Consider the following 15,317-nt stretch of genomic DNA (forward strand, 5'->3'; position numbering starts at 1 on the left):
CAGCCCGTGGGAGGCCAGGGCGCCGCTGACCGGTGGACGGCACCGAGCCGTCGGATGACTTGAAGAAGGGGGAGGCCGCGAGGCCTCCCCCTTTTTTGCGTTTTATAGATAGCTGTAATACAAGAACTCGCCTTCTTTTAGCTTGTCTTACTGTTTGGCTGTATTTTGAGTCCTTCTTTTGTATTTGCGCGATAATAACTCCCATTGGCGTTAGGGAGGACTTGATGTTTACCGTTTTTGTCTTGGGCAATATTGCTTCGGGTAAGTCGACTGCCTGCCGCTATCTCGAATCTCATGGCGCCATGCTTATCGATCTGGACGAGCTTGCCAAATCGCTGTATGTGCCAGGCTCCGATATCGTCAATGCCCTCGCGGAAGAATTTGGCTGGGATATTTTGGACGAGGAGGGAGGCGTTCGCCGTAACATCCTCGCTTCTCGAGCTTTTGTTTCTCCTGATGCGGTCGCGAGGCTCAATAGCATTGTGCACCCCGTTCTCATTGAGCAGCTGTCACTGAGGATTCTTGATCCGGTTTGCTGCACGGTTTCATCTCCCCGTTATCCCTTTGCGGTTGTCGAGGTTTCTGCCCCGACTGGTTTTGAGGATGCTTTTGGCTTGGCTGATGAAATTCTGGTTATCAGTGCTCCTTTGGCAGTTCGTCGCGAGCGTGCCATTCAGCGTGGCATGGAGCCATCTGATTTCGATGCCCGTTCTGCTTGCCAGCCCGATGAGTCTGCGCTGTGCAATCTCGCTACAACGGTGATTGATAATGCCGCAGGCGATAATTCGCTCTTTGAGCAGCTTGACTCATGGCTTGCATGCCATGGGTTTATAGACACTGCGAATAAGGAGGATGCCGATGCCTAAGACACGTTTCTTTGCGTGGTATCGCCTTATACCGCTGGCTGCCGTTTTTGCCTTCGGCCTTATCTCATTCGTTTACTCGTGTGCTCCTGCGGCTTTCTTTAAGCCGCTGTATCCCATTGACTACGAGGCGTATGTAAAGCAATCTAGTATTTCGCATAATCTGGATCCGTATCTGGTGTGCGCTGTCATTAAGTCGGAATCGAATTGGGATCCCGAGGCTGAGTCGAATCAGGGTGCTCAGGGATTGATGCAGCTGATGCCCGAGACTGCCCAGGATATGATCGCCAAGGGTCTTGTCGACGGTGGGGGGTATTCGGCCGACAACCTTAACGATCCTGCTACGAATATCGAGTTTGGCTGCGCGTACCTCTCGTATCTCTTAACGTATTTCAACGGGTCGACGGATAGCGCTATTGCCGCATATAACGCCGGCATGGGCAATGTGGATGGTTGGGCGCAGCAGAGCACCTCGCTTCACAATGCGATTACCTTCCCCGAGACGCAGGCTTATCTGATTCGCGTCAATAATGCCTGGGTTCGCTATAAGACGCTCTATCCCGATCGGTTCGTATAGGACTAAGCCCACCTCCTGCGTATACTGCAGATGTATGAGTTAGGAGTATCCATGGCGGAATTTGAAGTAGAACGCGTTGGTGGTGAACTTAAGCGCTTTGGCGTTGAGGGCGCTGAGGTGCCGTTTGAAGTCGTTTCTCCCTATGAGCCTGCAGGTTCTCAGCCTAAGGCCATTGAGTCGCTTGTGCAGGGTGTGAGGGACGGAGATCGCTATCAGGTTTTGCTGGGCGTGACTGGTTCGGGCAAGACCTTCACGATGGCTAAGACTATTGAGGCCCTGGGGAAGCCGACGCTGGTCATGGCTCCCAATAAAACGCTCGCCGCTCAGCTTGCGAGCGAGCTCAAAGAGTTCTTTCCCAACAACGCTGTGGTCTACTTTGTCTCGTACTACGACTACTATCAGCCCGAGGCGTATGTGCCGCAAAGCGATACATATATCGAGAAAGACTCCTCGATTAACGAAGAGGTCGAGATGCTGCGACATCAGGCGACCGCCTCGTTGCTCTCTCGACGCGATGTAATCGTCGTTGCTTCGGTGTCCTGTATCTACGGTATCGGCTCTCCCGAGGACTATGCGGGGCTGGCGCCGAATGTCGACAAGAAAGTGCCGCTCGAGCGCGATGACTTTATCCATGCACTTATCGACATTCAATATGATCGCAATGACTATGACCTAGCGCGCGGCACGTTCCGCGTGCGCGGCGATGTTGTCGACGTGTATCCGCCTTATGCCGAGCATCCGTTGCGGTTTGAGTTCTTTGGCGACGAGGTTGAGCTTATTGCCGAGATCGATGAGGTTACCGGTGAGATGCTTCGTGAGTACGAGGCCATCCCCGTATGGCCGGCATCGCACTACGTGACCGAGAAGCCGAAGGTCAAGGCGGCTCTGAAATCAATCAGTGAAGAGTGCGAGAAGCGTGTGGCCGAGCTCAAGGCGACCGACAAGTTGCTCGAGGCACAGCGTCTGCAGCAGCGCACCGACTATGATCTCGAGATGCTCGAGACCATGGGTTTTTGTAACGGTATCGAGAACTACTCGCGTCATCTGGACGGTCGAAAACCGGGCGAGCCGCCGTTTACCCTGATCGATTACTTCCCTAAGGACATGCTCTGCATCATCGATGAGAGCCATGTGACGGTGCCGCAGATTCGCGGCATGCACGAAGGTGACCGCTCGCGTAAGGTGACGCTGGTGGAACACGGTTTTCGCCTTCCTTCGGCACTCGATAACCGCCCGCTTCGTTTCGATGAGTTTGAGGCAAGGATCCCCCAGTTCATCTACGTTTCGGCCACGCCGGGCGACTACGAGCTGCGGGTGAGCCAGAACGATGTTGAGCAGATTATTCGTCCGACCGGCCTGCTCGATCCCAAGATCGATGTGCGTCCGGTTCGCGGTCAGATTGACGATCTTGAGGACGAGATTCGCGAGCGCGTTGCCCGCAAGGAGCGCGTGCTGGTGACCACGTTGACCAAGCGCATGGCCGAGGACCTGACCGACCATCTGCTTGATGCGGGCATTAAGGTCAATTACATGCATTCTGATACGGCGACAATGGACCGTGTCGAGATCCTGCGAACGCTGCGCGAGGGCAAGATCGATGTTCTCGTTGGCATCAACCTGCTTCGCGAGGGCTTGGATCTTCCCGAGGTCTCACTGGTGGCAATTCTCGATGCCGATAAGGAAGGCTTCTTGCGCAACCGCCGTTCGCTGATTCAGACGATTGGCCGCGCGGCCCGTAACGCCGATGGCGAAGTCATCATGTATGCAGACGTTGTGACCGATTCGATGAAAGAGGCCATCGAGGAGACGCAGCGCCGTCGCGAGATTCAGATGGCATATAACGAAGAGCATGGCATTGTGCCCAAGACGGTGCGCAAGGCCATCAACGACATCTCAAGTTTTATTGCCGAGGCCGAAAAAACCGTGGGTTCCAAGGGACGCTCGAAGGGCGACTCTCTTGGCCATGGCGCATTCTATACGCCCGATGAGTCGGGCGAGGGTGGCGTGCCGGAAACGGTGGCGCCCGAGCAGACACTTGCGGAGCAGTTGGAAGAACTGCCGCATGACGAGCTCGTGCGGATCGTCGAAACCATGGAAGAGGATATGCGTAACGCTTCTGCCGCCATGGACTTTGAGGAGGCGGCGCGCCTGCGCGATGCCGTCGTTCAGATTCGGGCGATGCTCGAGGGTGCGTCTGAGGACGAGACGATCGAGCGCTTACGTTCGCAGGCTCGCAAGGGTTCCACGTTCGCATCGGGCAGAAAACGCCAGGGTGCACGGTTTAAGAAATAGCGAACATGCCCCGAGTTCCCTGCGGAGCTCGGGGCATGCGTCTTTTGCGCGCTGGAATTCGTGCGTTAGAGGTCTGCGATCAGGGCTTCGGCACAACGGATGCCGTCGGTGGCGGCGCTCATGATGCCGCCGGCATATCCAGCTCCCTCACCGCAAGGGTAGAGGCCCGGGGTCGACACGGCATGGCATGTTCGGTCTCGGGTGACGGTGACCGGTGAGCTCGAGCGAGTCTCCACGCCGGTAAGGACAGCATCGGAGCGGTCGTAGCCTCGTAGCTTTTTTCCAAGTAGGGGAAGTCCCAGGCGGAGCGACTCGACGATATGCTGCGGCAGGGCTTCGTCAATTGCCGTCCAGGTCACACCGAGCGGATAGGTGGGCTTTACCTTTCCGGGCGCCTTGCTGGCGCGTCCTGCGAGGAAATCTCCGACGAGCTGTGCCGGTGCGTTCCAGTTGGAACCGCCCAGGCGGTAGGCGGCCGCCTCGCAGGCGCGCTGGAGCTCGATGCCGGCGAGTGGGTCATCGTTGGGAAGGTCCTCAGGCGTGACGTTAACGAGCAGGGCGGCATTTGCGTTGCGTCCGTCGCGGGCATTGAGACTGGCGCCGTTGACGCACAAGTGGCCCTGCTCGGAAGAGGCGGCGACAACCTGCCCGCCGGGACACATGCAAAACGAGAACACGCTGCGGCCGTTGGGAAGATGGGCGACGAGCTTGTAGGGGGCTGCTCCGAGGGCAGGATGTCCCGCCGAGGCTCCGAATTGGGCTCGGTCGATGTCGCGCTGCGGATGCTCGATGCGAACGCCCATGGCAAAGGTCTTTTGTGCGAGGACCACGTTGTGGTCCTTAAGGAGCTCAAAAATATCGCGAGCAGAATGCCCGCAGGCGAGGATGAGGTGCTTTGTCTCGATTGGCTCGCAAGCGGTGTCTTGGGACGATTGGACATCAATACCGGTGATGGCGCCAGACGCGTCGATGCGAATGTCGACGAGCTTCGTTCGATAACGGACGACACCTCCGAGCTGCTCGATGCGCTGGGATATAGCGGTGACGACCGTGGGAAGGATGTCGGAGCCAATGTGCGGCTTGGCATCCCACAGAATATCGCGGGGCGCACCCGCCTCGACGAAGGTTTCGAGGATAAGGCGATGGGCGGGTTTTTTGGTTCCCGTATTGAGCTTGCCGTCCGAGAAGGTCCCCGCGCCGCCCAGGCCAAACTGGATATTGCTCTCGGGGTCGAGGATGCGCTCCTTTAGAAAGAGGTCGATCGCCTGCGAGCGGCGAAATGCCGGGTCGCCGCGCTCGATGAGCAAGGGCTTAAGACCTGCTTCGGCGAGCGTAAGCGCAGCGAAAAGGCCGGCGCATCCGGCGCCGACAACGACAGGGCGTTCTTGAGGCGCGTCGGAGGCGGGGGAGGGGAATGAAGGCTCATCGTCTTCTATCGCGCGTACGCGCGAGCGGTCACGCTCGGCAACGCTGTCGACCGCTTCTCGCTCGAGGTGGGGACTAGTCAGCTCAACACGAAAGCTCAGGATAAAATGGACGTCTCGTTTTTTGCGAGCGTCGATTGACTTGCGGTGGAGCTCGATGGACTTGATCTCGGAGTCCTTGCAACGTAGGACGCGCTTGGCGACTCGCTTGCCAACAATGAGACAGGCATTTTCATCGCCGGCTTCATCGGGCGACGCGTTGACTTGGGTGATTTCGATCATCGAGGTCTCCTTAGAGGCAAGAAAGAGGCCGTCCGGTATCCCAGACGGCCCGAATGTGTTTTTGATTATAGACTGCGCGGCTACAGGCTGCTTGCAGCGCGAATGCCCGAGATCCAGGCCCACGCAAGGTTAAAGCCTCCGCAATCGGCGTCGATGTCGAGCGCTTCGCCGCAGACGTAAAGCGGGGCGTCGACAACGCTGCGCGCGCGTAGACTGGGTGTTGAGATGCTCTCGACAGATACGCCACCACGCGTGACCTGCGCCGAGCGCTCATCGGTCGTCCCCTCGGCAAACAGCTTAAAGTGCTTGAGGATCGAGACCAGATGGATGACATCGTTGGAGCCTGGATGGCACTGCTCGAACGCTGTGCAGACGACGCGGGAGAGTTGCGGGGCGAGCATGCCGTCGAGCCAACGGGGATCGCGGGGTGAAAAGTCACCGAACAGCTCAACGCGCCGGTTGAGCATATCGAGCAACTCGTCTTTGGAGAGGTCGGGGAAAACGTCGAGCAGGATCGTATCGCCGTGCTGGATACGACGAGAGAGGTTGAAGACAGCGACACCCGAGATACCGAAGGTTCGAAACAGCACTTCACCGTCTTCGTGCCAGAGCTCATTATGATTGCGGGCGAGCGTCAAGCAGGCGCGGACGCGCAGGCCATCCAACGTCTTGAGTGCCGCTCGATCGCCAACGACCGTTGCCGATACGGGGCAGAGGATGGGGCGCAGCGAAGTGAGGGGAAGGCGAAACGTATCGGCGATACCGGTGGGGTTGCCGCCCGTAGCGATAATTACGGCATGTGCCTGCAGGGCCTCGTTCTTGCGAGGGACATCGGCGAGCGCCTTCCGAAGCGAGCGGAGCTCCGATTTTCGGTCGTCGTGCTTTTTTGCCTTGAGCGCCCGCGCTGGACGGTCTATTTGGAGTGCCCAGCCTTCGGAAGCTTTGTGCGCCGTGGCAACGTTGGCTCCGCAGATTAAGGTGATACCTAGGCGGTCGCAAACGTTGAGAAGCGCGTCGCGCACCGATTCGGCGCGAAGGGAGCGCGGGTACAGCCGGCCTTCCTCGGAGGTTGTCATGATGCCCAGCGAGGAGAAGAAACCCATAAGCTCTTGTTCGGGCTGGGGGCCCATGACGGATTCGACGAATGCGGGGTGGTTATACCGCTGAGGATCAATCGATTCGTTGGAGAGGTTGCAACGGCCGTTACCGGTCGCAAGGAGCTTGAGGCCGCAGGCGACATCGCGCTCAACGATGCAGACGCTTTTGCCAGCGCGTGCGGCCGTAATGGCGGCGGCGAGGCCTGAAGCCCCGCCGCCGATTACCAAGACGTCATAGAGGGCGCTCGCGTTCACTTAGGCCTCGTCGGTCTCGTGCGGGGTAATAGCCTCGACGGCAGAGACTGCCTTGGGCAACATGCCATCGGGCAGCGCGGTCTCGACCTCGCCCTTATCGCAGGCCTCGGCGAGTGCCGGATTAATGGGAAGCTGGCCCAAGATGTCGAGGTTATAGCGCTCTGCGACCTCGGGGAGCTTGCTCTTGCCAAAGACCTCGATCTTCTTGCCGCAGTCAGGGCACTCAATATAGCTCATGTTCTCGACAATGCCCAGAATGGGGACGTTCATCTTCTCGGCCATGTTGACCGCCTTGGCGACGATCATCGAGACCAGATCCTGCGGGCTCGTGACGATGACGATGCCGTCGACCGGCAGCGACTGGAAGACGGTGAGCGCGACGTCGCCTGTTCCCGGAGGCATGTCGACCAGTAGGTAGTCGATGGGGCCCCACGAGGTCTCGCTCCAGAACTGCCTAATGGCGCCTGCGATGACCGGACCGCGCCAAAGGACGGGGTCGGTCTCGTTTTGGAGCAGCAGGTTGGAGCTCATGACCTTGACGCCGTGCTCGGAGATTTCGGGCAGCATAAGGTTGCCAAGGGCATGGACGTGGCGTCCACTCATACCGAACATCTTGGGGATAGAGGGACCGGTGATGTCGGCATCGAGGACGCCGACCTTGTGGCCGTGACGGGCAAGCTCGGTGGCGATGGCACCGGTGACAAATGACTTGCCGACACCGCCCTTGCCGGAAAGCACGGCGATGACGCGCTTGACCTCGGACAGCGTGTTCTCCTCAAATTGCGACGGCGACGTTTGTCCGCCGGCGGCCTGTGCGTGTTCGCAACCCATGTATGACTCCTTTGTATATGCTGGGGCCGGGGCCCCGCGATGTGACACGAGCGTCATTGTACCCTCGTTTGCGAGCGGGAGTCATTTGCGATGCGTTTGGGCCGAGCGTGCTTGCAATACGATGGGCCCAAGCGAATGGGCGGGCTTACTGAACTTTGCTGGCGAACTCGAGGTATTGCATGCGCTGCAGCTTGTCGATCGTCGAGGCGTAGGGGCTGTCTTCCGATTCCAAGTCGTAGCGCAGCCCGTCGGCACCGAGATAGCCGGCGACATTGATGGTGGGCACATCTGACCTTGTCGCAAGCAGGGCCTTTTGGTAATTGGTGAGCGGGGCGCCGATCTTATTAAGGGTAATGGCTGCAATCTCGTTTGCCCCGACGGTGTCGTAGACGTTGAGCTCGGTATTGCCGGCGATCTCATAGTTAGCCCAGACGAGATATGTCGACTGATAGATACGGAAAGCGTGGCTTGCCGTATCTTCCTGAGGGTACAGCTCGTCGTTGAGAGTCGTTGCGGCGCTCGGCTGATGGTCGCCAAAAAAGACAAGAACAACCGGTCTGCCGATGTTGCGGAGCTCGTTGATAAAGTACTCGAGGTCCCGGTCGGATGCGTTGATGCAGGTGAGATAGGTGTTGAGCGCGCTGTTGGCGCCTTCGCTGGCTCCCTCGACCCAATAGTTTGTCAGCTCTTCGGCGGGAACGGTGCCATAGTCGTAGCCGCCGTGATTTTGCATCGTGACGTCAAAGATGAACTGCGGCGCTTCGTCGGTTCTAAGCAGGTCGAGTATCTTGTCGTAGGTGGCGTAGTCGCATACGCCGGCATGGTAATAGGGCGCACCTTCGAAATCGCCGATTGAAAGAAAGTCTCCAAAGCCCAGCTGCTGATAGATTTTATCTCGATGGTAGTTGACGGGGTTTTGCGGGTGCATAGCGGTAGTGGTATACCCAAGCTCTTTAAGGTCCTTTGCCAGGCTGTTTACGCCATTCATCTGATACAGCTGATAGGGGATCTTGCCTAATCCGACAAAGGCCGTTGTCGCTCCGGTCAAAAATTCGAATTCGGAGTTCGCCGTTCCGCCACCGGCGACCGAAGCGAGCATGGTGCCGCGAACAAGTGTGTCGGGAAGCGAGTTGTAGAATGCGGGGCCGGTGTACCCGGCCGCCTGGAGCTGCTCAAAGCACGAAAGGTCGCTAAAACTCTCATTCATGACGGCAACAATCGTCGGCTTGATTTCATTGAACTGGGCAACGGCCGCCGCGCGCTGCTCGCTCGAGCCATATGTGCTGTCGTAGGCGGCGGCGAGCTCCTGCTCGATGCTCTGCGCCTCATCGGGCGTATAGTCTTCGGGCTTCTCAATGGGCAACTCGTTGACCATTTCGGTGAACGAAGTGATAAAACCCTGAGACGCATACGTGGTGATGGGCTGCCAACGGTCAAATCCAAAATCCAGCGCCTGCTCCAAGTCGATGTTGGAAAAGCCTGAGAGCCCCACAACGGTCACTAGCAGAAAAGCACAGAGGTTAGCGGCGATAGCGGGGAAGACATGGGTGGGCGTACGGAGCTTTCGCGGTCGGATGAGCGAAAGAAGCCCCAGGGAAATCTCCAGCAGGGCGAGAGAGGTTACGATTCCGGCGGTAAAGGTAAACTCGTATCCCTCGCTCACTTCCATTGCGGTGCCAAGGGCCAAGATATCGCTTGGCAGGATGGCTTCGCCTTTAAACGTTATGACGAAGTGCTCGGCAATGCCAAGGATGCAGCAGACGACGGGCACGAGAGCCATGACGCCTCCATGACGCTGTCCCAGCAAATAAAGGGAGATCAGAACCGTCGCGAGCAGCCCGACGGAAAACCCGAATGAGTTGGCGGGAATGCGATAGAACGTTTCGTTGCAGGCAATTTCGAGTGAAACGAACGAGAGCGCTGAAACAGCGGCGATGACAAGGATGTCACGGCAAATACAGGCAACCGTTCCCGTCGCAAGGTCGGTTTGGTCGATAAGTCCCGAAACCAAGGGCTCGACAAGAAGCATGACGGCGACAGCACCGAGCGCCGAATAAGAAAGGATCCATAGGGAGCTGCCCTCATTTACGAGCAATTGATTCGTAATCCATGCAGCTACCACGCCGAGCGGGACGAGGAGCGTCGCGCACCAAAAGACGCGGGCAATGGGTGGCTTTTCGTTGCGTTTGATTGAAAAATACACGCGCACGACGACGGCGGCCACGATAAGGACGGCGATGAATATGGGCAGATTGGCCATGTCGCTCGAAGTGATTTCAAGGGGGATATCTTCGGTCATGGACGTTCCTCTGGTACAACAAATTAAGTTCAGTATTAGATTACTGTAACCTTTCCACGGCATTTCGAGAAACAAAGCGCCCGATACGCAAAGCTAAAGGTCTGCGAATCTTGTATTACGAACATCTGTGCGCGTCGAGTGCGCTAAACTCATCGGCAGTATGATTCGATGCAATAGGAGGCAAGGAGCTTCCATGTCTGATTCCTCTATCGTTATTCGCGGCGCCCGTGAGCACAACCTCCGTGATATCGATGTTTCCATTCCGCGTGACCAACTCGTGGTCATTACCGGTCTTTCTGGCTCGGGCAAGAGTTCGCTGGCATTTGACACTATCTATGCTGAGGGCCAGCGTCGATACGTCGAGAGTCTTTCGAGCTATGCGCGCCAGTTCTTGGGACAGATGGACAAACCCGACTTGGATTCAATCGACGGCCTTTCGCCGGCGGTGTCGATCGACCAAAAGACGACGTCTAAAAACCCTCGCTCGACGGTTGGCACCGTAACCGAGATTTATGACTATCTGCGCCTGCTGTTCGCCCGTGTGGGCACCCCGCACTGTCCCGAATGCGGCCGTGTCATTGAGCGCCAGACGACCGACCAGGTTGCCGACAAGGTCTTGGCGGCGGGGGAGGGCCGCCGCGCGTTTGTGCTGGCACCGGTGGTACGCGGGCGAAAAGGCGAGTACACCAAACTGTTTGAGGACCTTCGCGCCGAGGGCTTTAGCCGCGTGCGTGTCGACGGTGAAGTGCGCTCGCTCGACGATCCGATCGATCTGGACAAGAAGTTCAAGCACGATATCGAGGTCGTGGTCGATCGCATCGTGATCCGTGAGAACTCTCTGGGCCGTATCGCCGAGTCCGTTGAACAGGCGACTGCGCTGGCGCACGGCAATGTGAACGTATACTTGCTGCCCGACCGCGACGCTCCCGAGGGGACCGAAGGCGAGTTGCTGGAGTATTCGCTAGCGTTAGCGTGCCCGGAGCATGGACACTCCATCGATGACCTGCAGCCGCGTGATTTCTCGTTCAACGCGCCCTATGGCGCGTGCCCCGAGTGCGATGGCCTGGGCTTTAAGAAGACGGTCGACGCCGAGGCCCTAATCGAAGACCCCTCGAAGTCGATCGCCGACGGGGTCTTTGGCAGCCTGTTTGGCAACTCTAACTACTATCCGCAGATTTTCGCTGCGGTCTGCAAACACTTTAAGGTGAGCGTCGATACACCGTGGGAGGATCTGCCTCCGCGGGTGCGTCGCGCGTTTTTAGACGGCATGGGCGACCAGAAGATTTCGGTCGACTATCAAAAGCTCGATGGGCGCCGTAGCCAGTGGGACACCAAGTTCTCGGGCGTGCGCAATATCCTGTACGAGCGCTATACCGAGACGACGAATGAGAACACCAAGGCGCGCTTGGAGAAGTACATCCGCGAGGAGCCGTGCTCGAGTTGCCATGGTGCTCGTCTGCGCCCCGAGATGCTCGCTGTTACCGTAGGCGGTAAGTCCATTTACGAGGTCTGCTGCCTATCGTGCCGCGAGTCGCTCGAGTTTTTTGAGGGCTTGGAGCTTACCGAGCGCCAACAATTTATCGGCGGGCGCATCGTTAAGGAAATCCTGGAGCGCCTGCGCTTTCTGGTCGATGTCGGACTCGACTATCTGACCCTCGACCGTGCCTCGGCGACGCTTTCCGGAGGCGAGGCCCAGCGCATTCGCCTGGCAACGCAGATCGGCGCCGGCCTCATGGGTGTGCTGTACATTTTGGACGAGCCGTCGATTGGCCTCCATCAGCGCGATAACGAGCGCCTGATCAAGACGCTTGAGCGCCTACGCGATATCGGCAATACCGTCATCGTCGTCGAGCATGATGAGGATACGATTCGTGCTGCCGACTATGTGATCGACATGGGCCCCGGCGCGGGCGTGAACGGCGGACACGTAGTCGCGGCGGGAACGCCTGCCGATATCATGGCGTGTCCCGAGTCGATGACGGGCGCTTATCTGACCGGCAAACGAATGATCCGGGTTCCCGATGAGCGCCGCAAGCCCGGTCGCGGCTGCCTTAAGATCACGGGCGCCCGCGCCAACAACCTCAAAAACGTTACCGCCAAGATCGAGTTTGGTACGCTTACGGTCGTTACCGGCGTGTCGGGATCGGGTAAGAGCTCCCTGGTTACCGACACTATCGCACCTGCCCTTACGAATGCCATTCACCGTTCGACGCGCCCTGTGGGTCCGTATAAGAAAATCGAGGGCATCGAGTGTATCGATAAGGTTATCGATATCGACCAGTCGCCGATTGGCCGCACGCCGCGTTCCAACCCTGCTACGTACATTGGCCTGTGGGATGATCTTCGCGCGCTGTTTGCGAGTACGCCGGAGTCGAAGGCGCGCGGCTACTCGCCGGGACGTTTCTCCTTTAACGTGAGCGGCGGTCGCTGCGAAGCATGCAAGGGCGACGGACAAATTAAGATCGAGATGCACTTCCTTCCCGATATCTATGTCCCCTGTGAGGTCTGCGGCGGCAAACGCTATAACCGCGAGACGCTTGAGGTCACCTACCGTGGTAAGACCATCTCGGACGTGCTCGACATGAGCGTCACCGAGGCACTGGCCTTCTTTGGGAATATCCCGCAGATTAAGCGCAAGCTCCAGACGCTGTACGATGTAGGCTTGGGCTACGTGAGCCTGGGCCAGCCCGCTACGACGCTCTCGGGCGGCGAGGCGCAGCGTGTGAAGCTCGCCAAGGAGCTTCATCGACGCCAGACGGGCAAGACGTTCTATATTTTGGATGAGCCGACGACCGGCCTTCATTTTGAGGACGTCCGCCAGCTGCTCGATGTGTTGCAGCGCTTGGTCGATGCGGGCAACACGGTGCTGGTGATTGAACACAACCTTGATGTCATCAAGGTTGCCGACCGCCTGATCGATATGGGCCCCGAGGGCGGTAACGGCGGCGGAACCGTCGTGGTTTCGGGCACACCGGAGCAGGTTGCGGACTGTCCGCAGAGTTATACGGGCAAGTTTTTGGCGCCGTTGCTCAGGCGTGACCGGGAGCGTCAGGCTCAACTTGATGCTCAATAAATAGGCGATTCAGTTTATGGGCGCCATCGACTCCTTGTGATTCGATGGCGCTTGCTGTGTCGAAGTGACGTATGCAGCCGAATTGGACATATACTTAATCCTTGCGCCCGAATGCGAGGGAAAGGATATGCCATGGCAAAGGCTGTAAAGACGCCAAAAACCAATGCGATGCGCGAGCTGGAAAGCGCCGGCATTTCCTATGTTCTACATACGTACGAAGACGATGGTGATGAGTCGGCGGGCCTGGGGGTCGCGATTTTGGAGCAGCTTGGCGAGGAGCCCGGACAAGGATTTAAGACCTTGGTCTGCGTGACGCCGTCCAACGACCACGTCGTGTGCTGCATCCCTGTTGCCGACGAGCTCGATCTAAAGTCCGCCGCGCGTGCCGCGGGGGAGAAGTCCTTGGCCATGATGCATGTGAAGGATTTGCTTGCGGCGACTGGCTACGTTCGCGGCGGCTGCAGTCCGGTCGGTATGAAAAAACGCTACCGGACGCTCATTGATGAGACATGTGTCCTTTGGGATACCATTTTTATTTCGGGAGGCAAGCGTGGTTATCAGCTTGAGCTTGCACCTGATGATTTAATTGCATTTTGCGGGGCGACGGTCGCCCCGATTACGAGAGAGGACTGAGCGATGCCGCAGGAAGAATTGAAGTGCGGAGCTCATTTTGCAAAAGAATCTGCGCCTCAGACACCCTCATCCGAAGCTTCTTCGTCGCGAGACGACACTGACGACATGGGCTCGTCGGACTACTCCACGGTTGGTCGTTCCGCCGGGCTTATGACCATCCTGACCATCGTGTCTCGCGTCACCGGTTTTATCCGCACGTGGGCAATGGCGGCCGCTATCGGCATGTCGCTGCTCTCGTCTTCCTATCAGGTCGCCAACAACCTGCCCAATATGCTCTACGAACTCGTGATGGGCGGCATGCTCGTGACGGCGTTTTTGCCCGTGTACATGGGCGTGAGGCGTGAGCAGGGTCGCGAGGCCTCTAACGAGTACGTGGGCAACCTGCTCGGTATTCTGCTATTGGTGCTGGGTGGCATTTCGTTGCTGGGGACCGTGTTCGCCCCGGGCTTTATCTGGACGCAATCGTTCCTTTCGGGTGACGGCGGCAGCATGGATACCGCTGCGTTCATGTTCCGTTTCTTTGCCATCCAGATTCTGTTTTATGGTTTGGGCTCGGTGTTTTCGGGCGTCCTCAACGCACACCGCGACTACTTCTGGTCGACGTTTGCCCCGGTCCTCAACAATGTGATCGTCATTGCGAGCTTTATGGGCTTTGCGCCCGTGTCCGCACAGTTTGGCGAACGTGCCGGCATCATCTTGATTGCGGCCGGTACGACCCTCGGTGTCTTTGTTCAGATGGCATGTCAGATCCCCGCGCTTGGCAAGCACGGCGTGCATCCCCATATCCATATCGACTTTAAGGACCCCGCACTGCGCCAGACGATTGCGCTCGGTATCCCGACGCTGCTCGCCACGGTGTGCATGTTTGTCTCGACTTCTATCACCAACGCTGCTGCGTTGGTGGTCCAGCCCGAGACTGGTCCTTCCGTCATCGCCTATGCGCGCCTGTGGTACACGCTGCCCTACGCGCTGATTGCCGCCTCGCTTTCGACGGCGCTCTATACCGAGCTCTCTCACGACGCACAGGAGAAGGATTACGACAGCGTCCGCACGGGCATTTCGCGTGGCGTCGCCCAGATGCTGTTCTTCCTGATTCCATTCGCGCTGTACCTGATTGTCTTCGCGCGTCCGCTCAACATGATCTACTGCGCTGGCAAGTTCGATGAGTCCGGCGTGGCGCTGGTGTCCGAGTTCCTTGTCTACCTGGCGTTCTCGCTGCCGCTCTACGGCGTGGTCGTGTTGATGCAGAAGAGCTTCTCTGCCTTGCTCGACATGAAGCCCTATAGCCGCTATTGCCTGTATTCCGCCATCGGCCAGGCCGGCTCGGTTCTGCTGTTTGGCGTTGTGCTGGGCTTCGGTATGCCGGCAATCGCGCTTTCGTATGTCGTCGACTACGTGATCTTGGTCGGCTGTTCGCTGTGGTGGCTGCGTCGCCGCCTGCGTGGTCTTCAGGTTAAATCCATCCTGCATGGCGGTTTCTTTGGCCTTTTGCTCGGTGGCCTGGGTGCTGCCGCAGGCGCCGGCGTCATGTGGGCGCTTGAACGCTTTGTCGGGGCACTTGGCGGCTCGATTCTGATTACTCTTGGCTACGTTTGCGTTGCGGGTGTCGTCTCGCTTGCTGTTACCTTTGGCCTTGCCGTCATCCTTAAGATGCCCGAGGTCTCGGCGCTGCTTCGTCGCAAGTAGGTGCG

At 58.1% G+C, this 15,317-nt stretch carries 10 protein-coding genes; 6 read left to right on the forward strand and 4 right to left on the reverse strand.

Annotated features, from left to right (window positions below; all coding sequences use genetic code 11):
- Positions 1 to 224 precede the first annotated feature (224 nt).
- Genes coaE through uvrB form a run of 3 tightly spaced genes read left to right on the forward strand, consistent with a single transcriptional unit; the run spans position 225 to position 3,732 of the window.
- The gene (gene coaE / locus ACESSC_RS09225) at positions 225 to 866 is read left to right on the forward strand and encodes a dephospho-CoA kinase (RefSeq protein ID WP_373162647.1); all 642 of its coding nucleotides are present in this window, start codon (positions 225 to 227) and stop codon (positions 864 to 866) included.
- The gene (locus tag ACESSC_RS09230) at positions 859 to 1,440 is read left to right on the forward strand and encodes a lytic transglycosylase domain-containing protein (protein ID WP_117806848.1); all 582 of its coding nucleotides are present in this window, start codon (positions 859 to 861) and stop codon (positions 1,438 to 1,440) included. Before coaE ends, ACESSC_RS09230 begins: the two co-directional genes overlap by 8 nt.
- Positions 1,441 to 1,491: 51 nt before the next feature.
- On the forward strand, positions 1,492 to 3,732 hold the full coding sequence (uvrB, locus tag ACESSC_RS09235; RefSeq protein ID WP_195246830.1) for an excinuclease ABC subunit UvrB: 2,241 nt from the start codon (positions 1,492 to 1,494) through the stop codon (positions 3,730 to 3,732).
- A 65-nt stretch (positions 3,733 to 3,797) separates the two neighbouring features.
- On the opposite strand, the gene ACESSC_RS09240 is transcribed toward uvrB, so the two are convergent.
- The 4 genes from ACESSC_RS09240 to ACESSC_RS09255 all read right to left on the reverse strand — a co-directional run bounded on the left by ACESSC_RS09240 (position 3,798) and on the right by ACESSC_RS09255 (position 9,920).
- Positions 3,798 to 5,438, reverse strand: a complete 1,641-nt coding sequence (locus ACESSC_RS09240) for an NAD(P)/FAD-dependent oxidoreductase (protein WP_373162649.1) — start codon at positions 5,436 to 5,438, stop codon at positions 3,798 to 3,800.
- Positions 5,439 to 5,518: 80 nt separating this feature from the next.
- Positions 5,519 to 6,790 carry an NAD(P)/FAD-dependent oxidoreductase gene (locus ACESSC_RS09245; protein ID WP_373162651.1) on the reverse strand — a complete coding sequence of 424 codons (1,272 nt, stop codon included), beginning with the start codon at positions 6,788 to 6,790 and terminating at the stop codon, positions 5,519 to 5,521.
- Positions 6,791 to 7,621, reverse strand: a complete 831-nt coding sequence (locus ACESSC_RS09250) for an Mrp/NBP35 family ATP-binding protein (RefSeq protein ID WP_022094864.1) — start codon at positions 7,619 to 7,621, stop codon at positions 6,791 to 6,793.
- 145 nt (positions 7,622 to 7,766) lie between these two features.
- Entirely contained in the window at positions 7,767 to 9,920 is a 2,154-nt protein-coding gene (locus tag ACESSC_RS09255) for an LTA synthase family protein (protein ID WP_373162652.1), read from the reverse strand.
- Positions 9,921 to 10,113: 193 nt separating this feature from the next.
- On the opposite strand from ACESSC_RS09255, the gene uvrA reads away from it, so the two are divergent.
- The 3 genes from uvrA (at position 10,114) to murJ (ending at position 15,312) form a co-directional block, all read left to right on the forward strand.
- Positions 10,114 to 12,993 carry an excinuclease ABC subunit UvrA gene (gene uvrA, locus ACESSC_RS09260; protein WP_195246824.1) on the forward strand — a complete coding sequence of 960 codons (2,880 nt, stop codon included), beginning with the start codon at positions 10,114 to 10,116 and terminating at the stop codon, positions 12,991 to 12,993.
- A 132-nt stretch (positions 12,994 to 13,125) separates the two neighbouring features.
- Positions 13,126 to 13,626, forward strand: a complete 501-nt coding sequence (gene ybaK, locus ACESSC_RS09265) for a Cys-tRNA(Pro) deacylase (protein ID WP_373162653.1) — start codon at positions 13,126 to 13,128, stop codon at positions 13,624 to 13,626.
- A gap of 105 nt (positions 13,627 to 13,731) precedes the next feature.
- A complete protein-coding gene (gene murJ / locus ACESSC_RS09270) occupies positions 13,732 to 15,312 on the forward strand; it encodes a murein biosynthesis integral membrane protein MurJ (RefSeq protein ID WP_373162655.1) in 1,581 nt (526 codons plus the stop codon).
- Positions 15,313 to 15,317 lie beyond the last annotated feature (5 nt).

The sequence above is a fragment of the Collinsella aerofaciens genome (genome assembly GCF_964243765.1).
Classification (GTDB): domain Bacteria; phylum Actinomycetota; class Coriobacteriia; order Coriobacteriales; family Coriobacteriaceae; genus Collinsella; species Collinsella aerofaciens_BU.